The sequence below is a fragment of the Streptococcus hyointestinalis genome (assembly GCF_041225505.1).
Classification (GTDB): domain Bacteria; phylum Bacillota; class Bacilli; order Lactobacillales; family Streptococcaceae; genus Streptococcus; species Streptococcus hyointestinalis_B.
Genome location: NZ_JBCLSK010000011.1, coordinates 21,632 through 46,721, shown reverse-complemented (window position 1 = coordinate 46,721; position 25,090 = coordinate 21,632). Strand labels below are relative to the sequence as shown.

The 25,090-nt window shown below is 44.7% G+C and carries 24 protein-coding genes; 9 read left to right on the top strand and 15 right to left on the bottom strand.

Going from position 1 to position 25,090, the window contains the following annotated elements; all coding sequences use genetic code 11:
- The first annotated feature begins 460 nt into the window (after positions 1 to 460).
- From AALA56_RS04290 to AALA56_RS04280, 3 genes are all read left to right on the top strand, one after another.
- Positions 461 to 1,225, top strand: a complete 765-nt coding sequence (locus AALA56_RS04290; RefSeq protein ID WP_369908897.1) for a (S)-acetoin forming diacetyl reductase — start codon at positions 461 to 463, stop codon at positions 1,223 to 1,225.
- A 125-nt stretch (positions 1,226 to 1,350) separates the two neighbouring features.
- Positions 1,351 to 1,902 carry a DUF1307 domain-containing protein gene (locus AALA56_RS04285; protein WP_369908896.1) on the top strand — a complete coding sequence of 184 codons (552 nt, stop codon included), beginning with the start codon at positions 1,351 to 1,353 and terminating at the stop codon, positions 1,900 to 1,902.
- Between the two features lie 33 nt (positions 1,903 to 1,935).
- Entirely contained in the window at positions 1,936 to 2,949 is a 1,014-nt protein-coding gene (locus AALA56_RS04280; RefSeq protein WP_369908895.1) for a hypothetical protein, read from the top strand.
- Positions 2,950 to 2,984: 35 nt separating this feature from the next.
- Here AALA56_RS04280 and AALA56_RS04275 read toward each other — a convergent pair whose 3' ends face one another.
- From AALA56_RS04275 to ccpA, 3 genes are all read right to left on the bottom strand, one after another.
- Positions 2,985 to 4,307: a glycosyltransferase family 4 protein gene (locus AALA56_RS04275; protein WP_369908894.1), complete on the bottom strand. Its 1,323-nt coding sequence runs from the start codon at positions 4,305 to 4,307 to the stop codon at positions 2,985 to 2,987.
- 15 nt (positions 4,308 to 4,322) lie between these two features.
- Complete coding sequence (locus tag AALA56_RS04270; RefSeq protein ID WP_369908893.1) at positions 4,323 to 5,360, bottom strand: glycosyltransferase family 4 protein; 1,038 nt, start codon at positions 5,358 to 5,360, stop codon at positions 4,323 to 4,325.
- A 92-nt stretch (positions 5,361 to 5,452) separates the two neighbouring features.
- Positions 5,453 to 6,454 carry a catabolite control protein A gene (gene ccpA / locus AALA56_RS04265; protein ID WP_369908892.1) on the bottom strand — a complete coding sequence of 334 codons (1,002 nt, stop codon included), beginning with the start codon at positions 6,452 to 6,454 and terminating at the stop codon, positions 5,453 to 5,455.
- 229 nt (positions 6,455 to 6,683) lie between these two features.
- Here ccpA and AALA56_RS04260 point away from each other — a divergent pair, with 229 nt between their 5' ends.
- The 5 genes from AALA56_RS04260 to gloA all read left to right on the top strand — a co-directional run bounded on the left by AALA56_RS04260 (position 6,684) and on the right by gloA (position 10,004).
- Positions 6,684 to 7,772, top strand: coding sequence for an aminopeptidase P family protein (locus AALA56_RS04260; protein ID WP_369908891.1), 1,089 nt, complete (start codon positions 6,684 to 6,686; stop codon positions 7,770 to 7,772).
- A gap of 90 nt (positions 7,773 to 7,862) precedes the next feature.
- Complete coding sequence (locus AALA56_RS04255; protein WP_369908890.1) at positions 7,863 to 8,297, top strand: MarR family winged helix-turn-helix transcriptional regulator; 435 nt, start codon at positions 7,863 to 7,865, stop codon at positions 8,295 to 8,297.
- An 81-nt stretch (positions 8,298 to 8,378) separates the two neighbouring features.
- Positions 8,379 to 8,882 carry an SRPBCC domain-containing protein gene (locus AALA56_RS04250; RefSeq protein ID WP_369908889.1) on the top strand — a complete coding sequence of 168 codons (504 nt, stop codon included), beginning with the start codon at positions 8,379 to 8,381 and terminating at the stop codon, positions 8,880 to 8,882.
- 49 nt (positions 8,883 to 8,931) lie between these two features.
- Complete coding sequence (locus AALA56_RS04245; protein WP_369908888.1) at positions 8,932 to 9,606, top strand: NAD(P)H-dependent oxidoreductase; 675 nt, start codon at positions 8,932 to 8,934, stop codon at positions 9,604 to 9,606.
- Between the two features lie 14 nt (positions 9,607 to 9,620).
- Positions 9,621 to 10,004 carry a lactoylglutathione lyase gene (gloA, locus tag AALA56_RS04240; RefSeq protein ID WP_369908887.1) on the top strand — a complete coding sequence of 128 codons (384 nt, stop codon included), beginning with the start codon at positions 9,621 to 9,623 and terminating at the stop codon, positions 10,002 to 10,004.
- A gap of 32 nt (positions 10,005 to 10,036) precedes the next feature.
- On the opposite strand, the gene AALA56_RS04235 is transcribed toward gloA, so the two are convergent.
- Positions 10,037 to 11,767, bottom strand: coding sequence for a hypothetical protein (locus tag AALA56_RS04235; protein ID WP_369908886.1), 1,731 nt, complete (start codon positions 11,765 to 11,767; stop codon positions 10,037 to 10,039).
- A 135-nt stretch (positions 11,768 to 11,902) separates the two neighbouring features.
- On the opposite strand from AALA56_RS04235, the gene AALA56_RS04230 reads away from it, so the two are divergent.
- A complete protein-coding gene (locus AALA56_RS04230; RefSeq protein WP_369908885.1) occupies positions 11,903 to 12,829 on the top strand; it encodes a glycosyltransferase family 2 protein in 927 nt (308 codons plus the stop codon).
- 27 nt (positions 12,830 to 12,856) lie between these two features.
- Here AALA56_RS04230 and AALA56_RS04225 read toward each other — a convergent pair whose 3' ends face one another.
- From AALA56_RS04225 to AALA56_RS04175, 11 genes are all read right to left on the bottom strand, one after another.
- A complete protein-coding gene (locus tag AALA56_RS04225; protein ID WP_369908884.1) occupies positions 12,857 to 15,409 on the bottom strand; it encodes a GbpC/Spa domain-containing protein in 2,553 nt (850 codons plus the stop codon).
- 190 nt (positions 15,410 to 15,599) lie between these two features.
- Positions 15,600 to 16,067, bottom strand: coding sequence for an SsrA-binding protein SmpB (gene smpB, locus AALA56_RS04220; protein WP_369908883.1), 468 nt, complete (start codon positions 16,065 to 16,067; stop codon positions 15,600 to 15,602).
- Positions 16,068 to 16,087: 20 nt separating this feature from the next.
- Positions 16,088 to 18,406, bottom strand: a complete 2,319-nt coding sequence (rnr, locus tag AALA56_RS04215; RefSeq protein WP_369908882.1) for a ribonuclease R — start codon at positions 18,404 to 18,406, stop codon at positions 16,088 to 16,090.
- A gap of 71 nt (positions 18,407 to 18,477) precedes the next feature.
- On the bottom strand, positions 18,478 to 18,714 hold the full coding sequence (gene secG, locus AALA56_RS04210; protein ID WP_164683565.1) for a preprotein translocase subunit SecG: 237 nt from the start codon (positions 18,712 to 18,714) through the stop codon (positions 18,478 to 18,480).
- Positions 18,715 to 18,760: 46 nt separating this feature from the next.
- Positions 18,761 to 18,907: a 50S ribosomal protein L33 gene (gene rpmG, locus AALA56_RS04205; protein WP_115268681.1), complete on the bottom strand. Its 147-nt coding sequence runs from the start codon at positions 18,905 to 18,907 to the stop codon at positions 18,761 to 18,763.
- Entirely contained in the window at positions 18,904 to 20,073 is a 1,170-nt protein-coding gene (locus AALA56_RS04200; RefSeq protein WP_369908904.1) for a multidrug efflux MFS transporter, read from the bottom strand. The genes rpmG and AALA56_RS04200 overlap by 4 nt, the downstream gene beginning before the upstream one ends.
- 70 nt (positions 20,074 to 20,143) lie before the next feature.
- A complete protein-coding gene (coaE, locus tag AALA56_RS04195; protein WP_369908903.1) occupies positions 20,144 to 20,761 on the bottom strand; it encodes a dephospho-CoA kinase in 618 nt (205 codons plus the stop codon).
- Complete coding sequence (mutM, locus tag AALA56_RS04190) at positions 20,746 to 21,567, bottom strand: DNA-formamidopyrimidine glycosylase (protein ID WP_369908881.1); 822 nt, start codon at positions 21,565 to 21,567, stop codon at positions 20,746 to 20,748. Before mutM ends, coaE begins: the two co-directional genes overlap by 16 nt.
- Positions 21,568 to 21,722: 155 nt before the next feature.
- Complete coding sequence (locus AALA56_RS04185) at positions 21,723 to 23,159, bottom strand: CHAP domain-containing protein (protein ID WP_369908880.1); 1,437 nt, start codon at positions 23,157 to 23,159, stop codon at positions 21,723 to 21,725.
- Positions 23,156 to 24,103, bottom strand: a complete 948-nt coding sequence (gene srtB / locus AALA56_RS04180; protein WP_369908879.1) for a class B sortase — start codon at positions 24,101 to 24,103, stop codon at positions 23,156 to 23,158. The genes AALA56_RS04185 and srtB overlap by 4 nt, the downstream gene beginning before the upstream one ends.
- Positions 24,103 to 25,080 carry a DUF7601 domain-containing protein gene (locus AALA56_RS04175; RefSeq protein WP_369908878.1) on the bottom strand — a complete coding sequence of 326 codons (978 nt, stop codon included), beginning with the start codon at positions 25,078 to 25,080 and terminating at the stop codon, positions 24,103 to 24,105. The genes srtB and AALA56_RS04175 overlap by 1 nt, the downstream gene beginning before the upstream one ends.
- Positions 25,081 to 25,090 lie beyond the last annotated feature (10 nt).

Sequence of the window (25,090 nt, the reverse complement as noted above, 5' to 3'; positions counted from 1 at the left end):
GACATCAAGCTGACTTCAAGCAAGGGGATTTACAGTGGTCTTTTTAGCTTTAAATGCTCAAGGCGATATTTTTAAAAACCAAAAAGCGACGCCCCAAAAGGACGTCGCAACGTGATACCACCTTCATTTGTCCACACAAAGAACAACTCCATGTAAGACCTCTGCTAGCTATAAGGCACTACCCTATTATGTTTTCATAACAGCTTGGAAGGAGTATCAAGTAAGCCTATCCTGCACCCTTTCCACCAGCCAGTGCTCGCTCTTAAGATAGGTTTTCTACCCGACATGTCTTCTCTAATATTATATCACGAAATCAAACTTTTTCAAGCCCTATATAGTTGACTGGAAAACGGTTGCTTTTTCATTGACATTTCTGGCTAAAAAGACTATACTGAACGTGAAAGAAATCACTTATATTAGAATTTTCTAATGGTCTATGTTATGAAAAGGAGAATACATTATGACTAAAGTGGCTATTGTAACAGGAGCAGGTCAAGGGATTGGCTTTGCCATTGCTAAGCGTTTACATGAAGATGGCTTTAAAGTTGGGATTTTAGATTATAATGCCGAAACAGCGCAAAAAGCTGTGAACGCTATCTCAAGCGAGGACACCATTGCCGTTGTGGCAAATGTCGCAAAACGTGACGAGGTTTTCGCTGCTTTTGACAAGGTGGTTGAAGCATTTGGTGACTTACATGTTGTCATCAATAATGCTGGTGTCGCACCGACAACACCGCTTGATACCATCACAGAAGAGCAATTCCAGAATGTCTTTGACATCAATGTCGGAGGTACCATCTGGGGAGCACAGGCTGCGCACAAACACTTTAAAGCGCTAGGACACGGCGGAAAAATCATCAACGCTACCTCACAAGCAGGTGTCGTTGGGAATCCAAACCTAACCGTCTATGGTTCTTCTAAGTTTGCCATTCGTGGGATTACACAAACTCTCGCTCGTGACCTTGCCGATGAAGGTATCACGGTCAACGCTTATGCTCCCGGTATCGTTAAGACTCCGATGATGTTTGACATTGCCCACCAAGTCGGCAAAAACGCTGGTAAGGATGACGAGTGGGGCATGCAAACCTTTGCTAAAGACATCGCCCTAAAACGTCTGTCTGAGCCTGAGGATGTTGCCAATGCTGTTAGTTTCCTAGCAGGCAAAGACTCTGACTACATAACAGGACAAACACTTATTGTTGATGGTGGTATGCAATTCCACTAAACCTATACAGAGCGAGAAGGCTTTTCGTCCTCCACTCTTTTTTAATGCAAAAGTTTTAGCTTTTATTTTCAAATTTCACTAGATTAAGAACTCGCTTTATGGTAAACTAGAAAGGAAGCGTCAAAATGACATTAACGCCTAAAAAAATCACAACCTTGCTCTTTATGAGTCTGCTACTCGTAACGACTACGCTTGTTAGCGCACCTAGCGCCTTTGCTAGCACGACAGTCAAAAAAGAGTTTCAGCTCTTTAGCCAAAAAAAGGGCACTGATTTGCGAATTACCTACTATATGGCAAAAGACAGTGATAAGGTGACCAAACAAACGGCTGAAAACCGTATCACCTACGCTGCGCTTAAAAAGAGCGCCAAAACAGATAATCTAGACACTATCAAGGCTAAACTCAAAAAGGTCCAAGACTCCTACAACGGTGTCAAAGGCGTCAAAGAAACACTTGAATTCAAAGGAAATTACGTCCTTGAGACGGTCTCTATTAACTACAAAAAAGCTGACCCAAACGAGGTGCTAGCTCTTCAAGGGTCTCAAACGGACGGCAACAGCCAAAACAAAAAAATAGCCTATATCAGCTACAAACTCAGTGCCAAAACGCTTAAAGAGCAAGGTTACAAGGCGATTAAAAACGGTCAATTTCAAACGCTCCAAAATCTAGAAGAATAAACTGCGTACAATCGCCAAACGAGGATACACTACATGAAGAAAACAAAACTACTTCTTCTTTTGCCACTGCTGGTTTTACTGGTCGCTTGTGGCAAGAGCGCTAAAGACTCCTTTATCAGTCGTATCGAAGAAAACACAACGACTAAAAACCATGCTTATCAGATAACAACGACTATCTCTGACATCAAAACAGACGATAGCTCGCTGAAAAATCTCAACAACAAATCCTTTACAACCACAGTAAACATTTCGCCAAAAGGGAAAAAAGCAAGCGTTAAAATTGATCTGGCTCAGCTTGACTCAAAACTACCTAGCTATGAGTTTATCGCTATTGGGGACAATCTTTATATGAACCTTGATGCTCTCATGCAACTGCAAAATCTCAACCAGTCTTCACAGATTTCCTTTGAAGGTGGGGACTTTACAGGCAAGTACATCAATGCTTCTGACATTTCAGATAACAAGTTCAAGTTTGACGACTACACTAGTCTGACAGACGTTTCTTGGCTCAAGACTCTTAGCGATGATGACTTTAGCACTTATAAGGACAATGCTATCTTGACCTTGACGGTCAAAACGCTATCAAGCTTCCTCAATGACGCTATCAAGTCAAGTAACAGCAAGGCTAGCGACAATTTATCACTCAGCTCACTTCTCTCAAACAAATCAAGCCTGCGTATCAGCATTGACAAAAATGGCAAGCAAACAGCAACCGCTTCTCTTGTCTTTAAAAACAGTAAGACGCTCGGTATCTCATCACTCAATGCTAAAATGACAGTTAAAGATGTGGACTACACTTCTCCACAAGCACCTGAAGCAAGCTCTGTTCTATCCACAACACAGCTCACAAGCCTGATGGAGACCCACTACAAATACAGCCAATCGCAATTTGAAGAGCTCTACAACTACGTCAAAGAAAACGCTAGTGACTTCACCAAAGAACAACTAGATAGCGCCTTTGCAGATGACAAGACACACATGACCGCAGAGCAGTTGCAACAGTTTAACGATATGATTAACCAAGCAACATCTAGCTCTTCTAACTAATCCTAAAAACCTTCTCGAATAAACGAGAAGGTTTCTTAATCCAGAAAATCTTTGATGGACATAATCATCCGCTTAGGCGCTCGCATAACCTTTTTAGAGGTTGAGCCGGTGATTTTTAGCACTTGCTTAGGCAGTTTATAAGACGTCTTACTCACCTTTGGTCCATTTTTCTTCATCGCCATGGAGAGTTTACGGCGTTTTTTATTTTCCTGAGAAATGAGAACATCGAGGTAAAAACTGTAGACTGAGCGGGCAAAATGCTGCGCTGAAATCTCGTATAGTTTTTTCTGATAGCGAGCCTCGGTCATCTCAGGTGTATTTTCGATAGCGTCTAAGATACCTGCAGCGAGATCCGACTCTTTGGCATAGAGTGTCCCAAACATCTTGTGGTCAATGACATCGTCTAGGTAAGGATTGGACTGGGCGATGATAGGACGGTGGCTGGCTAGACTCTCGATATAAGTCAAGCCCTGCGTTTCACTGGTTGACGCTGAGATGAAAAAGTCACATGCTTTGTAATAATAAGCTACTTTTTGATGGGGCACCATCCCTGTAAAGATAATAGCATGCTCTAACTTCAAGTGACGAGCCAACTCTTTTAAGGTCTTGAGATAAGGACCATCTCCAACGACCACCAGCTTGACCTTAGGATTTTGCGCCAAGACATCAGGCAGGCTCTTGAAGATAGCTTGGATGTTTTTTTCAGAGGAGACACGAGATAAACTCATCAGCATGGTCTCATCTGGTGCAATCCCAAGCTCATGGCGCAGCTCTGCTCTGTCTTCTTCTGTGATGTCCTCACGGACATACTCCTCAATAGGGATACCTGTCGGAATGACACGCTTTGGAATCTTGACATGATAGCCCTCTAACAGATTGAGCACGATACGAGATGGGCAAATCACCCCATCAAGGTCGCTGAGATAACCTCGGATGATATACTTGACCATGCTTGGCTTTATCAAGCGCCCTTTGGCAATATAGCCCACATAGTCCTCATACTGGGTATGGTAGGTATGAACGACCGGAATATGCAGACCACTAGCAATCCATTTCCCCAAAAGCCCAAGGCTAAACTCTGTCTGCGTGTGGATAATATCCAGCTTATAAGCTTTTGCTATCTTGTAAGAGGAAATCAAGCCACGATAGACGACACGGCGGTCTGTAAAGGAGATAAAAGGCACACTAGGCAACCTAATAATGGTCGGGTCTTCATAACGCTTGACCTCTGGGTCCGTTGTGGTAAAGATATAGACATCATGTCCATGTTTTTCAAGTTCTTCCTTTAGTGTCCTTATACTTGTCGCAACACCAGACACCTGCGGAAAGTAAGTATCTGTAAATAATCCAATACGCATACTACCCCTCCTTAGTTATTTGAGGTCTGCCTGCTGGCGGTAAAAGTCAAGCCAAGTCTCAAGCAAACGCTCTTCTGAGTATGTTTCTGAAATTTTTTCGGATTGACTTTGGAGGTGGTTAAGCTCTGTTGGATGTGTATGCAAGTGCCTAATCGCCTCGCTCATTTTTGAGACGTCACTAGCTGGCAAGTACATTCCCTCTAAGATGATACGGTAAAGCTCCAAGTCTCTCAGCATAATCGGCGCTCCGCACGCTGCAGCTTCAAGAATGGTCATTGGAAAGAGCTCATTAAAGCTTGGTAGTAAAAACAAATCGCAAGCTCCGTAGAGTTGTCGCATCTCATCAGCGTCCACAATACCTGTAAAGGTCAGGTTAGCTGGTGGATTTTTCATGAGCTTTTTGTAGGTGTCATAACCATCTGTCATCCCACCAAATGAAAAACCGCCTGCCCAGACAAACTGGATGTCGGGATTGTTTTTGGCAAGTGTGACAAAATCGTCAATGCCTTTACGTTTTTGGATTTGCCCAGCACCAAGAACGACAAAATCCTCGTCTTTCCAACCATAGCGCTTGCGCACCGCACTTTTGTCATCAGCACTTGGCTTAAACCATTTTTCTGAGTTGACAAAGTTTGGGATGTAAGTAATCTTATCACGGTCAATTCCAAAAGCAACCAAGTTTTCGATAAAGCTAGGGTTGACAACGACCAAGTGGTCCATGCGGTTGTAAAAACTGGTCACGTACTTTGCCACAATGGGCTGTACAATCCTAGGAATACGAAGGCTTCCTTGCAAAGTGTCTGGCAAAAAGTGCACATAGCCAATCCGACGCCCGACACGTTTTTTACGGAAAGTCGACAGATAAAAAGGAATATCAATCGTGTGATAATGCGTAATGTCAGCTTTGATACGTTTATTTTCGGTAAGGTCAATAGCCTCTCTAGCGTCTCGTTTTAAAAGGCGCATTAACTCACGATAGGCTCCTGAAACACCTTGTCCAGGAACAGTCTCACTTGAGCTTAGCATATTGACTTTGATTTTTTCTTTTGTCATAATGTCACTATTATACCGTAATTTTTGATTTTTTTCAGCAATCTTACAATAAAAAAAGCTAGAGGCAGTGACGCTCTCTAGCTTTTTAGTACTTAACGTGTAGAACCACGCTTGACCAAACCGTGATTAAGGACAATTTCTTTTTCATCCAAATCTTCTTTATGCATAATCTTTGTCAACATACGCATACTAACGGCACCAAGGTCGTAGACAGGTTGGCTAATGGAGCTTAGGTTTGGACGTGTAAACTGTGTCACAGAGGAGTCGTTGCTGGTGATGATTTCAAAGTCCTCTGGAACTGACTTGCCAGCTGCAAAGAGACCATTTTGCAGACCCGCTGCCAACTCATCGTCTGCCACATAAGCAGCTGTCGCACCAGAGTTGAGCACACGTTGCGCTAGATTGTAGCCATCTTGGTAGTGGTATTTCGCTTCAAAGATAAGCCCTTCTTTAAATGGCAAGTTATTGCGCTTCAAACCTTCCTTGTAGCCGTCTAGGCGAACCTTACCATTGATGTCATCAATCAAAGGTCCAGACACAAATGCAATATCCTTATGCGTCTTAGCAAATAAGTCCACCACTTCACTAACTGCCTTTTGGTAGTCGATGTTAACGCTTGGCAATTGGTGCTCAAGGTCGATAGTCCCTGCTAGGACAATCGGTGTGCGTGAGCGTGAAAACTCAACACGTAGTTTTTCAGTCAAGTGATAGCCCATGAAAATGATACCATCCACCTGCTTAGCAAACAAAGAATTCACAACATTGATTTCTTTTTCATCATCCTCATCGCTAGAAGCAAGGACGATATTGTACTTGTACATAGCGGCAATGTCGTCAATACCTCGTGCTAAATTTGAAAAATAAGCATTTGCGATGTTTGGAATCACAATACCGACAGTTGTTGTTTTTTTACTTGCAAGCCCTCGTGCAACGGCATTTGGACGGTAGTCCAAGCGTTCAATCACTTCAAGAACCTTTTGGCGTGTGTTTTCTTTTACATTTTTGTTGCCATTTACAACACGACTGACTGTCGCCATCGAAACACCGGCTTCACGAGCGACATCATAAATCGTAATCGTATCATCAGTATTCATATCTGTCTTCCTTTCATTTACTTTTAAGCGGTTAACGATACTTACCTCAAAAAATTGAAAACTCGCTTTCAATATGATTTTAACATGTTTTGTAAACACTTTCAAGTGTTTGGTCTTATTTTTTTTGCAAAAGTTTTCAAGTCCTCCTTTTTGCTGGACAATTCTGCCACAAATGCTTGATTTTTAGCGTGATTTTTGGAAAAATAGTAGACAGAAAGAAGGAAATCCTATGTCAAAACTTACTCAAATCCAAACTTACCTCAATCAAGAAGGAGCTAGCTTAGCTGTCATCTCAGACCCTGTCACTGTCAACTACTTAACAGGCTTTGTTTGTGACCCACATGAGCGCCAAATGTTTTTATTTGTCTATGCGGATCGTGAACCAGTGCTCTTTGTGCCAGCGCTTGAGCTGGCTAAGGCGACTAGTCTCTTAAACTTCCCTGTCCTTGGCTATGTCGACTTTGAAAACCCTTGGGAAAAAATCAAATCTGGTCTGCCGTCAACTGCTGGCAAAAAACTTTTTGCTGAATTTGATAACTTAAATGTCACGAAGTTCCAAGGACTTCAAACAGTCTTTGACGGGCACTTTGAAAATCTTACACCATTTATCCAACGCATGCGCCTCATCAAATCTCAAGATGAGATTGACAAGATGCTGATTGCTGGACAATATGCTGACAAAGCTGTGCAGATTGGAATTGATAACATCTCTCTAAACCGCACGGAGACTGACATTTTAGCGAAAATCGAGTTTGGCATGAAAGAGCAAGGTATCAACAAAATGAGCTTTGAAACCATGGTGCTAACTGGTGACAATGCCGCAAACCCACATGGTCAGCCTGGAGTCAACCGTATCGAAAACAACGCTCTGCTCCTCTTTGACCTTGGGGTGATGTATGAGGGCTACGCTTCTGATATGACCCGCACCGTCGCTGTTGGACAACCTGACCAGTTTAAACAAGACATCTACAACCTCTGCCTTGAAGCACAGCTCACTGCGCAAGACTTTGTCAAACCAGGTGTTAGCGCAAGCGAAGTCGACCATGCTGCTCGCCAAGTCATCGAAAAAGCTGGCTACGGCGAATACTTCAACCACAGACTCGGTCACGGTATCGGTATGGACGTCCACGAGTACCCTTCTATCATGGAGGGAAATGACCTTGTCATTGAAGAGGGCATGTGCTTTTCTATCGAGCCTGGTATTTACATTCCAGGAAAAGTCGGTGTGCGTATCGAAGACTGTGGCTATGTCACAAAAGACGGCTTCAACGCCTTTACACAAACACCAAAAGAACTTCGCTTCTTTGAAGGCTTATAAAAAAGAGACCTCTGGTCTCTTTTTTATAACTTGTTATTATCTCCTTTCTGTGTTATGATTAACAGTAACTTTAGAGAAATGAGGAAGATTATGTCAAAAACGCTTCAGGAGTCCCTTGATAGTTGCCTGTTCTTTACCGTTAAAAAACTGGATCGTCTGCTCAATAAAATGGCAGATGAAGCTTTTTCACGTGTGGGCTTGGCGCCGACTTATGCCTTTATCCTCCTCATCTTAGCCGAAGAGGATGGAAGGGCACAAAAGGATATCGCAAGCATTCTCCACATCGCACCGTCTACTCTGACACGCTTCATCGAAAAGTTAAACCAAAAAGGCTATGTGACCACACAAGCCCAAGGACGTATCAGCTTTGTATTTTTGACCGAAGAAGGCAAAAAGATGGTACCTGAAGTGCAAAAAGCTTGGGACACGCTTCATCATAGCTACGGTTACATCATCGGAGATAGCTACAGCGACCAGCTCGCTACAGAAATCAACGACGTTTCAAACCAGATTTATGGAAAATAAAAATTTTTTTCTTTTTATGCTTGTATGTGCAACTAATTTATGTTATACTCTTATCATCTTAAGTTTGAAAGGATGATAACCATGCTTGCTATTCAATTTCCAGAAAAATGGACACCAGGATACACTGATAACTTCGTCTCTAATGAGGTTATCGTCAAAGATCTTGATTTTACTAAAGTCCTCGACGGGCTCTTAGACGCTGCCAAGTGGGAGACTTACTACGACAACAGCTCAGATATTTTTATGTACAATCAAGAGAGCACGATACTAAGCGACAACACACGCTTTCGCTTTAAAACCTTTGGCTTTGACGTCGAGGCGCAAGTGGAAGAATATGCCCTTGACCAAGAAGCAGGTAGTCTGCGTCTTGCTTGGCGTGGCTGGAACGAGGAAGAGGGCGATGGATTCCTCGAAGTCTACCACGCTTGGTTGGTAGAGCGATTGGATAAAAGCCGTGTGCGTATCCTGACCCAAGAGTCTCAAATCGGCACTCCCGCAAAAGAACTCGCTAAATCCACACCAAACACTATGCTCAACGGGCACCAAGCTTGGCTAGATGGCTTGGTTCGCTTTGCTCAAAACTAGTAATTTTCCCGTGAACATGCTATGATAGAAAGAAAAATGGAGGCAAGATATGACTAAAGAAGATATCAAAGCACAGGTCAGACAAGCCTTTGACCACCGTGTTTCCATTCGTGTCTATAACGACAAGGATATCCCAAGAGAAGATATGGAATACATCCTTGATATGGCTTGGCTCAGTCCATCATCTATCGGACTTGAGCCTTGGCGCTTTGTCGTTTTATACCGCAAAGCCATTGCAAAAATCGCTGACGATTTAAAACCTGCTTCTTGGGGAGCTGGCTCTCAGCTAGACACCGCTAGCCACTTTGCGCTACTCCTTGCCGAAAAAAACGTTCGCTACGACAGTCAAGCTGTCAAGGACAGTCTTTATCGCAAAGAACTTAGCGAAGAAATGATTGCCAGTCGTCTCTTGAGATATGAGGATTTCCAAAAAAATCACAAGAAAATGGCAGACGATGAGCGCCTACTATGGGAATGGGCAGCCAAAAAAACCTATATCGCTCTTGGCAATATGATGACAGCCGCCAGCTTTATCGGCATTGACTCTTGTCCTATTGAGGGATTTCACGACGATGAGGTCAATGACGTTTTGGTCAAGCACGGCTTGATTGACCCAGACAAGGAAAAACTCGCTACCATGGTATCCTTTGGTTATCGTGCTAGCGAACCTAAACATAAACGTGTCAGAAAAGACCGCAGTGCGGTGGTGACATGGGTAGACTAGAAAAGGAGATAAACATGAAATTTTTACATACTTGTATCCGTGTGAAGGATTTGGACGCTTCACTTGCTTTTTACCAAGAAGCGCTTGGCTTTAAGGAAGTGCGTCGCAGTGATTTTCCAGATTATAAATTCACCTTGGTGTATCTAGCTCTAGAGGATGACCCTAGCTATGAGCTAGAGCTCACCTACAACTACAACCACGAAGCTTATGACCTTGGAGACGGCTACGGGCATATCGCCGTTGGTGTTGACAATCTCGAAGAAAGCCACCAAAAGCACAAGGCAGCAGGTTATCCTGTCACAGACCTATCTGGACTGCCTGGACGCCCAAAGATGTACTACTTCATCCAAGACCCAGACGGCTATAAAATCGAAGTCATTAACTTAAAGGCATTTTAAAAAATCACTCTCCTATTGGAGAGTGATTTTTGTTAGATTTGTTTTTTCTGTTTGAAGCGTCCTAGATAGAGCCAAGTGGCTAGGGTCGCTAGCCAAGCAAGGACATTTCCTATAAGGACATACTTAAACCAAGAGACACGGTAGCTGACGACTAGTGTATTTTTGCCGACCTTTTGGTTGACACTGATGGTGCCAATTCCCGTCTGCGTGTAGTCAAACTCGGTGAGTTTTTGCCCGTTTAGGATGAGTTGGGTGTCCTTGTACTTGGTGATAGGAAGGGAAACACGCCCAGCCTTGTCACCTGTCCACGTCACTGTCAGCTTATCCCCCTTTTGCGACTCCTCAAAGTGATTGTCATTGGATAAGACATAGTACTCATAAAGGACGTATTTATTTTCCTTATTGCCTTTTTGAGCAGGAAGATAGTCTGGTGTTGACTTGATGGCAAGACTCAAGAGACGGCTAAGGTCTTGACTGTGAAAGCTCTTTCTAATGTCGCTGTCACTGCCCAAAACAAACTGGTGTGTAGCGTTTTTAATAGGCGCTGCATTGTGATAATCCCAGAGCTTCAAGGTTGAGCGATACGAAATCTGTGCAAAGCCAATGATATTAACCGCAAGCAGGGTCGCTGCCACCCACTTGCTGTACTTGACATCTAGATAGCGCTCAATGATCAAGGCTAAGACAAGGAGCAAGAGCACGGTTGTCGGGATGAAAAAGCGAAACGGAAACTGGATGAGATTGACCAGATTGAGCTTTAGTTTATTGACCTGATACCAAGGAAAGATACTGGTCGACAGCACCAAAAAGATGAAAAAGGCTGTCGTAGCTGTTCTTAGCAATTTATCATAGTGGCGCCAGTGTCTAAAGCTGAAATAGAGCACATAAAGCACAATCACAACCAAAGGGTAAGGCGTTATCAGCCATTCGATACTGCGCTGATTGACCGTCATGATGTAGAGTTTGGAGTTGATGAAAGGCTGCACCAGCTCATTACCTGAGCCGACTTGGAGAATCGCTAGCCAGACATTTGCCGTGAGTAATAAACACAGCAAGGCAGCTGCCGTTCCTTTTAGAAAGACCTCAAGCTTGTGCTGACTTTTGATAAAGCCATAGAGGTAAAAAGGAATGTACATCAAAACCAGCATGAGCGTACTGAGCATATGCACCTGCGTCATGATGGCAACAGCGACAGCTAAGCGGATGATTTTGACACGACCAGTCTTTAGAAAATCAATGGCTGGAATGAGACACCAAGGCATGAAAGCAGCTCCCCAACTATTGAAACCTTGTCTAAAGGTCCAATATTGGATGGAGAAGGTCGTCATAAACAGCAGCGCTATGGCTAAGGACGTCCGCCTCTTAACAGGAATAAAGCGTAGCAAACGGTACATGGAAAGCCCAGCTAGACTGGCTATCAAAAAGCGTGACACCAGCTGATAAGTGTACCAGGTCTTGCTCAAAAGTAGAATAGCGCCCTGCAAGTAAGCAAAGTATGGACCATATAGAGCATTGACAATCCGAGCCGAGCCGTTAAAGCCATACAGCGAGATAAAATAGCTGAAGTTTCCCGTCTTAATCTGCTCTGCTGTTTCGTAAAAACGGTTATAGTGAAATAAAAAGTCACTCCCTGCAATAGAGCCACCACTAATCAGCTGAGGCAGCAAGAGTAAAAAAGCAAAAAGGCAGATGGCAAAAATAGCAAGTCCGCCCTTTTGCTTTTCTGATAAGCGGTGATAGTGCTTAGATATGTACTGAAACATAATCATCTCCGTAACAATGTAATATCTCTTCCATTATACACTATTTTATGCTTCTTTGAAATTTTTAAACTTTAAGTTGTCACTTTTAAGCTTTTCGTGTTAAAATAAGCAAAAAAAGACTTGAGAGGAAAGAGCATGCCTGTATTATCCATTGTTGTCCCTTGTTATAACGAAGAAGAGACCATTCATCCTTTTTTAGAAGCGACACAAAAGGTCGAAAAAGACATGGCAAACCAGCTCTCTTTTGAGTATATCTTTGTCAATGACGGCTCAAAAGACAAGACCCTAGAGGTGTTACGTGAGATGGCTGACCGCTATCCTAACGTCCACTACATCTCCTTTTCACGCAATTTTGGCAAAGAAGCTGGGCTCCTCGCTGGGCTCGAAGCGGCGACAGGTGACTTTATCACCGTCATGGACGCTGACCTCCAAGACCCACCAGAGCTGCTACCAAATATGTATCAGAAAATCCAAGAAGGCTATGACGTGGTGGGGACACGTCGCACGGACCGTAAGGGCGAGCCACCTATTCGCTCCTTTTTTGCCAAACTTTTCTACAGGCTCATCAATACCGTCTCTGACACCGAGATGGTCGATGGAGCGCGTGATTTTCGTCTAATGACTCGCCAAGTGGTGGACAGTATCCTCTCGCTTGAGGAGGTCAACCGTTTTTCAAAAGGCATTTTTTCATGGGTTGGCTTTGATGTGACCTACATCGAGTTTGAAAATCGTGAGCGTGTCGCAGGCGAGTCCAGCTGGAACTTCTTTAGTCTATTGCGCTACTCCATTGATGGCTTTGTTAATTTCTCTGATATGCCACTAAGTATCGCCACATGGATTGGGACATTGAGCTTTGTTTTTTCTTGCCTTGCTATTTTATTTATCGTTATTCGTAAGCTCATCTGGAACGACCCCGTTTCTGGTTGGGCAAGTACCGTGTCCATCATCCTCTTTATCGGAGGCATTCAGCTACTCTGTCTTGGTATCATCGGCAAATACATCGCTAAAATCTTCACCGAAACCAAAAAACGCCCTGTCTATATTGTTAAAGAGAAACGTTAAAAACATCAGGCAAAGCCTGATGTTTTCTTACGGTTTAGATTTTTTAGAAAGTGGTGCTAAGCCTAGTGTTGCTGCTAGCAAAGTCGCACCAAATAAAGTAAAGCTGGCAGTGTCATCCTTGTCCCCTGTTTTTGGCAATTCTCTAACGCCCGCTGTATAAGGCTTGTGGTAGCGAGGCGTTCTTGACATAGGAGCTTGATAAACTGGCACACCTGTCTTATCTTTAAGAGATGGTGGGGTAGGATCAGATGATGGTTCTGGCGTTGGCTTAGGAGTTAGATTGTCCACCGGCTCTACGACCTTTTTGTAAATATAAGTCACATGCATCGTTCCTTCGACAATCTCGCCAACTTCCTTGTCACCAGTTTGCACTCTGATAAAGTTATAAGTCACTGGCTGACTGTCCTTATCTACTGTGATAGTGGCTAAGCGATGGACACTGGTGTCATAGATTGCACCTACAAAGTCCTCCTCTACTGCAACTACGGGCTCTTTAAGGACAGTTCCGTCCTCATCCACGTAGTGTACGAGAACATCACCGACATGAATCGTTGGATCAAGAATAGCTTCATAGTAGAGCGTCAATGTTTCTGGTTTTTGACTGCTTGGTTTTTCGGGCTCATCTGGATAGACTGGCTTTTCAGGGGCAACAGGCGCTTGTGGTGGATTTCCTGGGAGCTTAGGCAGGCTAACCACAGAGTTTATGGCAAACCAAAAGACACTAGTGTCTCCTTCTTGATTGCCATCAACGCTAAAGGTTAGGTGGGCATCATCTAAAAGAACACCTGCACCACCGTAATAATAGTAAGGCGAGCTCTGACTATCCCAGCCAGTAACCTCAATCCCATCACTAGCTTGTCCACTAGACTCACCGTTAAAGGTGGCACCGTGTGCTATATACTGATTGTCATTGACAGCATAGGCTTCACCATCCTGCAGGGTAATAGAAGACCCTGGGATTTTGATGAACTGGTTATTGCCAATGCCCACACGCTCAATGTGGTGACTGCCATCGTACTTAACCTCAGGCGTATAGGTGATGAGACCTGTCGCAGGGTCAATGGTGTACACCCCAAGCACATCCTCTATATGTAGCATCATTGTGCATGTTAGACGACCAGTTGAGGTCGTATAGCCATTTGCAGCGCCGCTAGCGTAGACACTGCTTGCGCTACTTGCTTGATTGTCAACCACGATAGCTAGAGGGTTATCCTCACTGATGTTAACAACCTTGACCTCGCCATTGTCATCTGTAAAGGATAGAGTGCTTGCTAACTGTGACCGACTAACTGCTCGACCGCCATCAGCACTAGGGACAAGGTCGCCCTCATAAGGGTTGTACTGGCTTCTGACTACTGTACCATCTATAGCTCTTGTCTCAAGTGTCAAAAGACCTGGTTTTTCAGATGTCACATAAGCAGCACCTTCCCAGTGATTGAGCGAATTGATAGAGATAATAGCGTTATTACGATCACCAACAGCCAGTTCATTATCATCAGCATCAAAAAATTGAACCGTCACATCCATAGATAGAGACTTGCTGGTATCATCTGTACTAGCACCCATTGTCGCAGTTGTCGTAGGGTCGCGGTGAATACGAACAATCGCCTGCCCATCACTTGCTGTACTAGAATTAAGGTGATAATGGTAGACAACCTTTTTAATAGCGCTGTCTTCGTAGGCAGAATTAGTCAGATTGGTGTAGGTGACGGTATAGCTATCCCCTTCTTTGATATAAGCCCACTGATCCTCGTCATTTTGATAAGGACTGCTAGTTGTGAGATCATTAGCAGAAACATTGCCACTAGTATATTGTGCCCACATTCCTGACTGTCCAAGGCGCTCAACCGCTTCTTTTGTTAGGTATTTGCTAATGCCAGCAACAGTGACTATAGCATTTGGCTCTGTGGTAAAGGTGAGTTTTTGCACAGTCTCAACCGCAGCTTGACCACCTGCTTTGACCTCAGCGACGTAGGCTTCGTAGGCAGACTTGGCTTCATTGTAGCTGTCAAGGTCTTCTTGATATTTAGCAAGTTCGTTATGATACTTGGTCAGGGCGTCTTGATAGTCCGCATTTAGCTGGGCTATAGTCTCATCATAGTTTGCTTTTTCCTCTTGATAACTTTCTTGCTCCTTTTGGTAAGTGCTAAGAGCGTCTAGGTAAGTTTTGGTGTCCTCTTTGATAGAGGCAACCTTTTCCTCTGTATCATAGTATTCGTCATAGGCTAGCTTAATAGGCTCGTCCTCAACGACCTCGACCTCTCCACCTGCAGCCTTAACCTCTGTGACAGCTTGCACAATCGCTTCTTCTACCTCACTTGGCACGTATGCGTCATTCTCATCATAGGAAATCGCACTCTCTGGCACAGATACCGTCGTGCTTTCTGCTGTATTAGAGGCGTCACTGCTATCAGCTGTGGAGCTATCGACCAAGGTTAAATTATCTGAATTATCAGACTGCACATCATCTGCAAAAGCGCTATTAGCCCCATTGGCTAAGATAAAAACAGCAATAGCTGCTGAACAAAGCCCAAAAGCCTTTGTCTTGCGAAAGCTAAAACGGTTGAGTTCTCTCTTCATAATATTCCTTCTTTCCTACGCATTTCTCTTTTGCTTCTCCTAAACTCCCAAGAAACAAAAGTATGCGATTTCAACATTTATTATAAGAAATATTCTGACATTTGTCAACGTGTTTAAGTTTATTTTAAGGAAAATATGATTACTAGTGCGATTCTAAAAAAAGAGACACTATCGTCTCTCTTTGAAGGTTTTATCGCCCATTAAAATCTTTCATTTGTCTAGCAATGTCACGGTTTTGCTCACGGCGTTTAATGGACTCACGTTTGTCGTAGTCGTGTTTTCCTTTAGCCAATCCGATAAGGACTTTGGCAAAGCCGTTTTTGATGTAGACTTTTAAGGGGACAAGGGTCATGCCTGCCCCTTTTAGCTCCGCTTCTAGTTTTGCGATTTCACGTTTTTTGAGGAGCAGTTTCCGTGTCCTATCAGGGTCTTGATTCCAGATATTGCCCTTCTCATAGGGTGTGATGTGGACATTAATCAGCCAAGCTTCGCCATTTTTAATTTGAGCGTAGCCGTCTTTTAGGGTGATTCTTGCAGCACGGACGCTTTTAATCTCCGTCCCTGTCAAAACCAGCCCCGCCTCAATGGTGTCCACAATGGTATAGTCATGTCTTGCTTTTTTATTTTGCGCAAGTGCCTTGTCTTTTACTGTCGCCATCTCTACCTCCACTAGCGTCTTTAGCGCTTACGTTTTTGCTTTTTACGTGCGGCGTCTTTGTAAAAGGGCTTCTTGTTTTTCTTGCCCTTTTTGTCGCCCTGTCCTTTTTTACGGCTAGAAGCGTGCGCTTCCTTAGAATGACGTGGTTTTCTGCCTTTCTTATCCTTTTTGTCTTTCTTGTCCTTAGGCACTTTCTCCACCACATCAAAATCACTTGGCAAGTACTCAAAGTCAATGTCGCCTGTTTCCTTGTCTGCTCGGATGAGCTTCACTCGGATTTGCTGTCCGATCTTGAACACCTTACCAGACTTTTCACCGTGAAGCGACATGGTGCGTTCATTGTAATGGTAAAATTCTGGCAATGTCGTGATGTGGATGAGTCCCTCGATAGTATTTGGCAGCTCGACAAAGAGACCAAACTTGACAACACTAGCGACCACGGCATCGAACTCCTCGCCAACATGCTCTTCCATGTACTCAGCCTTTTTCATGGCTTCAACGACACGCTCCGCATCAATAGCACGACGCTCCAAAGTTGAGGTCTGGCTAGCGATTTCAGGGATTTTAGCCGCAAAACTTTCTGCCTTTTCCTTATCACCTAGAGTGTACTCACGAATCATACGGTGCACCAAAAGGTCAGGGTAGCGGCGAATCGGGCTGGTAAAGTGAGTGTAAAACTCCGCAGCTAGCCCGTAGTGCCCATGATTGTGCTCAGAGTAGCGTGCCTGCTGCATGGAGCGCAAGAGCATCATAGACAGCACGTCACTGCCTGGCTTGCCCTCCACCTTTTTCATGAAGTCTTGCAGGGCTGACTGGCTGATTTTATTAGCTGTTCCTTTGATAGATACGCCAAAGAGACTAGCATAGTCCATAAACTTTTGCAGTTTTTCTGCCTTTGGCTCCTCGTGGATGCGATAGATAAAAGGTAAATTCAGTCTTGCAAAGTGCTCAGCCACCGTTTCATTAGCTATCAGCATAAAGGACTCAATCATACGCTCCGCAAGCCCACGCTCACGCAGGACAATGTCCACAGGAAAACCTTTCTTATCCACGATAATCTTCGCTTCCTGCGTATCAAAGTTAAGCGCCCCACGGAAAGTCCGCATACCTTCTAAAATCTTGTGCAAAGCGACCATGTAGTGAATGCTCTCAACGATTGGCTGATAAGTCTCTATCCGCTCCTTGTCGCCAGCGATGATTTTATTGACATCGCTGTAGGTCATACGAAATGTCGTCTTGATGACCGACTGACAAATCTGGTGCGAAACAACCTTGCCTTTAGGGGTTATCTCCATGAGACAGGACTGGGTTAGGCGCTCCACGTTTGGATTGAGCGAGCAGATACCGTTTGAGAGACGCTCTGGCAGCATTGGCACCACACGGTCTGTCACATAGACCGATGTCCCACGGCTTAGCGCTTCACGATCAAGCGCAGAGCCTTCCTTGACATAGTAAGACACATCAGCGATATGCACCCCCAGCTCAAAGTTGCCATTATCTAGCTTTTTGATATGCACTGCGTCGTCAAGGTCCTTAGCGTCCGCCCCGTCAATAGTAAAGGTGGTCTCACCTCGCAGGTCAACACGTCCTATAAGATCCTTATCAGACGGACGATCTGGCACTGCGTCAGCTTCCTTTAGAACCTCCTCTGGAAACTCAGACACGATGTCCATAGACTCGAGCACCTCTAGCACATCTATTCCCACATCGTCCTTGTGTCCGATAATATCATGCACACTAGCCACAAAATAATCATGGTGCTTGGTTGGGTATTTGTCAATAGCTACCTTGATAATCTCAGTCCCATCAAGGACAATGGGTTCTTTTTTGATGTAGATTTTTTGTGTGATTTTTTGATTTTTAGAGGTGATGTAGCCAGCATACTTAGGACGCTCATCATCAAGGATAAACTTGCCGACAACGATCTTGAGACTACGCTCCACAATAGCGACCACACGAGCCTCTGCTGCGGTGCCTTTTAGGCGATTGGCGGGCTTTTTGATAACCGCCTCAACGATGTCACCATCTACAGCGTAGCCCACATCACCACGCCCGATAAACAAGTCATCCTCGTCATCATCCACCGCTAAAAAGCCAAAGCCAGCTTTATTAGCACGAAAAGTCCCTGTCACAGTCACTTCTTTTTTGGCTTTCTTTTTGGTGCGTAAAGAAAGCTTGCCACTATCGTCAAAGCGGATAAGCCCTTGACTCTCTAGGTGCGAGATGTCCTTTATCAGCTTTGGAAAGGCTTTACTACCTGTCATCTCAAGAGCAGCCGCCAAGTCATTGACGCTGCTTTTGCCTTCTTTTTTTAAATAATCTAATATACGTTCTTTCATGTGTTCTCAATTCTATTTCGATTTTGGGGAGAAAGATAAAAAAGGAGCCAGACGTCGGTCAAGCTCACTTATTACTTACTTGATAAAACTACAAGCGCTAGAGCAATTGCCAGCCAGAAAAAGACAAGAATTGCTGTCAAACGCTGCATAAATGCTTCAAATCCACGTGCCTTGGTACGTTCAAAAAGAGCTTCTGAACCACTACTATCAAACACATTGCTACTTGGATTTTTTTGAGGTTGCATAAAGACCGCAATGACAATCACTGCTGACAAAATAAGTAACAAGGTCAAGAGTAATTTATACATGTTATCTCCTCCACACTAGTCAAATTTCATTTTATCATAAAGTGTCCTAACTTTCAACATGTAAGGTCACTTTTCTCTCTTTGGGACAGTACTTGGGCACTTGGATTTTTTCAGGATGATTTTGTTTGTTTTTACTGGTTAGATAATTGCGACTGCCACATGAAGTGCAGGTTAGATTGATTTTAACTCTCACACGATTTCCTTAACTCTAAGATATTTTCTAAAATTGATAAAACTCCACAAAAAGTTGACAAAGACAATGCCACAGGTCACAAAAAAGACTGAGCGATAACCGAGACTAGCCGCCACATTTGACCCTACCATAGGACCCAGCACCTGCCCTAGATAGCTAAACATCTGGTTGTAGCTAAAAATCCTTGAAATCCCTGCTTTTGGCGTGATTTTAGTCAGGAGCGAATTGATACTTGGCATGAGCGCTCCTGTCCCAAAGCCGTAGAGAAAGCGTAAAATCCCCAGCTGCAATGGCGTTGTGGCTAATGCACAGAGAAAGTACATACAAAAGCTGTAAAAGAGCGCAATGAGCAGCAGGCGGTGATTGCCGATACGGTCGCCAAGCCGTCCTAAGCGTGAACTGCTGAGCATGCTAGAAAAGCCCATGGCAGAGACGATAAAACCAGAGACAAACATGAGATTTTCTGTCTGCCCTAGGTGACGAATGTAGAGGGTCAAAATCGGTGCGACCGACTGGGCTGAGATTTGGATAATCATGCTAGTGATAAAAAGCCCAATCAAAATCTGTAAGCTCTTGACCTCCTTAAAGACCTCTCTTGTCGGCATGGCTTCCTCACGTGAGACCGGCTCAAAGTCCTCTTTGATAAAGAAGATTGTCATCAAACTGCAGATTAGGAGGATAAAGCCGACCAGTAAAAAGATATGTCGGATACCCAGCCACTCGGCTAAAATCCCACCCATCAAAGGTCCAATCAACATACCTCCAGTCACACCAGTGGACAGGGTGCCTAGGGCATATCCAGAGTGCTGTTTTGGCGCCTGCGAGGCAATGAGAGCTGTGGAGTTTGGCACATAGCCTGCAAACATCCCATTGAGCAGTCTTAGAAATAACAGCCAGTGGACATTGGGCACAAAGGCAAGCCCACCCATGGTTAAGGTCATGACTAAGCCAGCTCTGACCATCATAGGCTTACGCCCATAGCAGTCAGCCAGCCAACCCCACAAGGGGGCTACTAGCGCCGAAGCCAGCGCAGACAGGGAGACCGCAAGCCCCGCATAAAGCTCGACCATCCCTTTTGGTGCCCCTAGCTCCTCCACATAGAGAATCATAAAGGGCATGACCAAGGAAAAACTAGCGCCTGTAAAGAAATTCCCCAACCAGGCGATTTTCAAATTTTGTCGCCAATTTACCGTTTCAATTGGCATATCATCATCTTCTTTCTACATTATAGTTTTCTTAGCACGACTTATCAAGTGCTAACTGTGCTAAAAGGACATCAACTTGCTCTTTTAGCGCTTTTTCACTGCCGTTGTTGTCAATGATGACATCGGCATAAGCTTTCTTTTTTGCAAGCGACATCTGACTCTCTAAGCGTTTGTGCGCTTCCTCGTCGGTGTAGTGGTTGCGTTTTTTGAGCCTGGCGAGCTGTGTCGTCTCATCCACATAAACCAGCCAAATGCTATCAAACCATTCGACATAGCCACCCTCTATCAAAAGTGGAATGTCCATGAAAAAGACCTGCTCATGCTTTGCTAAACTATCACGTGCTTTTGCCAGCTCTTCTCTGATGATACTGTCTTGCAATTGTGACGAAAGCGCTAGATTTTCAGAATTGGCAAAAATTATCCTAGCAAGTTTAGAGCGATTAAGTTCGCCCCTCTCATCTAGGATGGAGCTACCAAAGTGTGCTAGCAAGGCTTGGTAGAGCCTGCCACCTTTTTTTTGCAGGTCGTGAACCAGCTTATCAGCGTCAATGACCTGATAGCCTGCCTCACGTATCATCTTGACAACTGTTGACTTGCCTGAGGCGATACCGCCTGTTATCCCGATAATATGGCTCATCTCTTTTGACAGGACGGGCAAAAGTGCGTCCCCCTCCCTCCGACTTTGATTTTCTCGATAGGTGTGGCACATCTAGAACAAGGATCGCCAGTCTTGCCGTAAACCTGCAGATAGTCCTGCATAGTGCCGTCCTCACCAAGAGCATTGCGATAAGTGCGAATGGTGGAGCCCCCCTTTGTGATAGCCAGCTGCAAGATACGGATAATCTCATCATGCAGGCGCTCCACTTCCTCATCAGTCAAGCTATTTGCTGGACGCTCTGGGTAAATAGCGCTTGTCCACAAGACCTCATCCACATAGATGTTGCCAAGACCTGCCACCAAGGTCTGCTCAAGGAGGAAGGGCTTGATGGGTTTACGTGAGTTTGCCAGCTTTTCCCTAAAAGGGGCAAGCAAAAAGTCAGACACAGTCGGCTCTGGTCCGATTTTTTTACGCTCAAAGTAAGTGTCTACCTGCGACTTTGCCACCAGCTCAAAGGTGCCAAACTTTCTCACATCTTGATAAACCAAGGTCGAGCCGTCATCTAGGCTGAAAAAGACATGAAAATGCTTGTTTTCAGGCACTTGGTCACGAAAAAGCAGGTACTTGCCCTCCATGCGCAGGTGCGAGATGATGATTTTGTCGGAAAGTTCAAGGAGCAGGTATTTGCCACGGCGCTTGACAGCTTGAAAGGTCTCACCCACAAGCTCCTGCCGAAAGACCTTGCTATCGAGCTTTATCATCTTTGGCACTTTTATCTCGACATCTGTGATGGTTCGTCCGACAATCAGACGCTCCAAACCTCGTCTGACGGTCTCAACTTCTGGAAGTTCTGGCATAGGCATTCTCACTTTCTAGGATAATCGTCACAAAGTCAAAAACAAGAGAGTGTACAGCAGCACACTCACTCTCTATTTCTAACCGACTAGACCTATACATTCTATCATAATTTTGACTAAAGTGCATGAAAGAAAAATGAACAGCTTACTCACACTTACGGCGCTGTTTTGCCGATGACGTAGGTCAGCTTTTTAGCGTCTTGGGCGCTAAAGGTGCGATAAGACACGATACCCAGCCCTAGGACATTGGACTCTGAGATGAGGATAGAGCCGTCTTCGTTGACTACCTCGACAATCGCCACATGCCCATAAGTGCTATCTGCGCCAGCTTGATTTGGGCTAAAGGACACGGCATAGCCGACTTTTGGCGTATTGGTCGTAGCGTAGCCTGCCTTATCTTTCCAGCTGCCGCCATTACCCATATAAGCGTCGTAAAAGACACCAAGCTCACGAGCACGGTTGTAGCTGTACCAAGTGCACTGCCCCCAAGGGTAGGTCTGGCTGATGTAGTTTGAGACGTTGATTTTCTTGCTCAACGCATAGCCAGCAGGCACGCTCTGTAAAGTCGCAGAGCCACTTGTCGCTATCAGCTCACTCGGTGCTTCTGGCGTGCCACCGTGAGTGTCAATCCAGTCATTGAGCGCCTCCATAATCTCGGCACGGCGCTTACCACTGCCAGATGTGTCGGTGAAGTAGACACCGCCCTCACTGCTAACGTCAAGCGTTCCTTCTGCTAGTTTTTGCGCCTTGATATCTTGGCTCTTAAAGCTGGTGTTTTGGTGCTTGATGATGGTCACTGCTGTCAGCTGACAGACTGCCTTGTCATCGTCATAGTTTTTGGCGTTGTCAGGGTTATTGTCAAAGGCGCCGTAGCCAAAGAGGTTGGCACCGTTATTACTAGAGACACCTTGCGTGCCGAGTGAGCTCTCCATGATGGCAATAGCGACAATGACTCTGACATCCAGCCCGCTCTTTTCCTGCCACTCAAGGAGCTTCTCGCCGTTGATACGACTCTTGTCGTAGGCGATACCTGTAGCGTCTAGGAAGCCGTCTAACTGCTCTGCTGTGATACCGTAGCGCTGGCAAAGCAAGTGATGGCTGTAAGCGTCCTCACCAGACCAGTCCTTGACATAGACGGGCTTGATGTCATTTGAGTAGTCCTCATCAAGTGTACTCGAGCTGATAGGAGGATAGAGGGCTGGCGCTTGGTAGCTAGGTCGGCTACTAGGCTGTGGGATAGGGACGACAGCTGGAGTGCTGGTTGAGCTAGTAGAGCTTGATGTATCAGTGTCTTCCTTTGTCTCCTCTCCTTGGCTAGGGGTGCTAGGCTGACTTGGTGTTTCTTCTGTATCTTTATCGCTACTATCATCTGTAGCACTATCAGATGTGTCGCTGTCAATGGTATCTTTAGTATCTGTTTCTTCTGCCTTTTCATCCTCTAGGCTGGTATCTTTTTCCTCAAGATTGTCTAGCTCGCTAGATGTATCCTCCAAGACCGTATCTGCCTTTGCTAGCGTCTCTAAGGGATAGGAACAGGGGGACAGCAGCATGCCTGAGATGGTCACCAGAGCGATGAGTTGTCGTTTGTTCATATAGCCTCCTTATTGTTTTTTCGTGAGAGTGTTAGGATCGTTTTCAGACGTGCTCTTAGGTAGAGAATCACGCCAATCATCATGAGGGCAAGGACAAGCAGGACACAAGCAAGGACAAGGAGAAAGCCACTTTTTTCAGGACTAGCTGATGTCGCTACTCCCTGTGTGACTTTGTCGGTGATTTTAGCGACGAGCAGGTGCCGTCCGTTGGTCACATCGACAAAGCAGGTGCTGAGTAAGACCAGCTTACTGCTAGCGCTGACTGCTACATCACGCTTGTGCTTTGCCTTTGAGAGCAGGTACTGATAGTAAGCTTGGCGCTCCTCAGTCGTCTTGACCGCTGGCTGGTAGATAGTCTCGTCATAGGCGTCCGCCTCTAGGATGGCTACTATCTCGATACCTTTTTCCTTGCCGTTATAGTAGATTGTACCGTAGCGATGTTTTTTGAAGTAGGCTTTTTTCATAAACTTATCAATATCGCCAAACATGACACCGTTTTCCATGTGGTGACCATGGATGATGGTGTTAAAGTCGTCAAAGTTCGGACTGCTGCGATAGTCCAGAAAGAGGGCTCCTGTTACGCTATCCTCTTTCTTGGCGTTTTTGTTGAGGTAAGTATCGTTATCAGTCGTCTGTACTAAGGGGTAGTCGATGTTTGTACCATAGATGTTGAGCCAACCAAGGACATCGGGGTTGATCTTTTGGAGCTTTTGAAAGCCAGAGAAAGTGGCAAGCTCATCAGTAGTGTCGCTCGTGGGCTTATAGCTTTGGTACTGGCTAGAGGACGCCTCTAGCTGGACTTGATTGCTATCCCATAGTGCGTAAAAGCCAAGGAGAAAGACGAGACTAGCGCCAAAGAGTAACACATGGCTAATCACACTGTCTAGAACTGCTATCCCTCTACGGATGTATCCTATTTTCCTTTTTTCTTTTGCCGTCTCCATTAGTCGTTAGCACGACGTTTTTTAGTAAGACCAAGAAAGACAAGCACACCAAGACCAATCATGACGATAAATGGTAAGTTTTTCACGATAAGACCAGTTCCAGGAAGATCTTCACCTCTATTTGTCACGTCAAATGAGTTGTCGTGCTCACCGATAAGGATGTTTTTCTTAGAGCGTAGACTTTCACCGAATCCACGCTCACTAGTAGATGTCACCTTAATAGCGTCGTTATCATCAGTAAGAGAGATTGGAGCTGATGTTGTAGAGAAGCCTTGACCTGCTTTGATGGTAGCCAAACGTTGTTGGATTGGGTTTTGGCTACCAAGAAGAGTTTTATCGTTTCGCAAGTCTACGTTCTCGAACAAAGTAGCGCTTGGAGTAAAGCCACCTGTTCCTTTTTCTGTAACGTCATATTTGAATCCTGCTGGAAGTGATACAAAGGTGAGGTATTGACCGTCTTTGAGGGTGAAAGTACCTGTAAAGCGACCACTGCCATCAGCAGTCAAGGTAACTGCTTTAGCAGTTTTATCTTCTACACCTGGAACCTTGTCATAGTTTTTGATATCTTGCACGTAGGCTGTTAGTTTTGTGATTTTTCCATTTTTTACAGTGATACTTGACCATGGATTATCAGCAGCGCTAGCTTCTTTGATAACTTGTTTTAATACGTCTTCACTAGCAAGTTCTTGAACAGTGATGTTGAATTCAAAAGAGGTATCTTTATCTGCGTAGTCACCTGTAACAGTCTTTGTGATACCTAGAGAAGACTTGCTGTTGTTGGCATTTGGATTTTTACCAGCTTCTTTAGCGTAAACGTTTCTGAACTCTGGTTGTACTTTCACAATTTCTGTTTTACAATTTGTAGCTTCTTCAGTTTCTTCAACTTCTCTAGCAACTGTGGTACCAGCTTTTGTGAAGTAAGCAGAAGATAGGTAGCAACCTTTACCGTCTTCGTTATTCTTAACAAAGATGTGCAACTCTAACTCT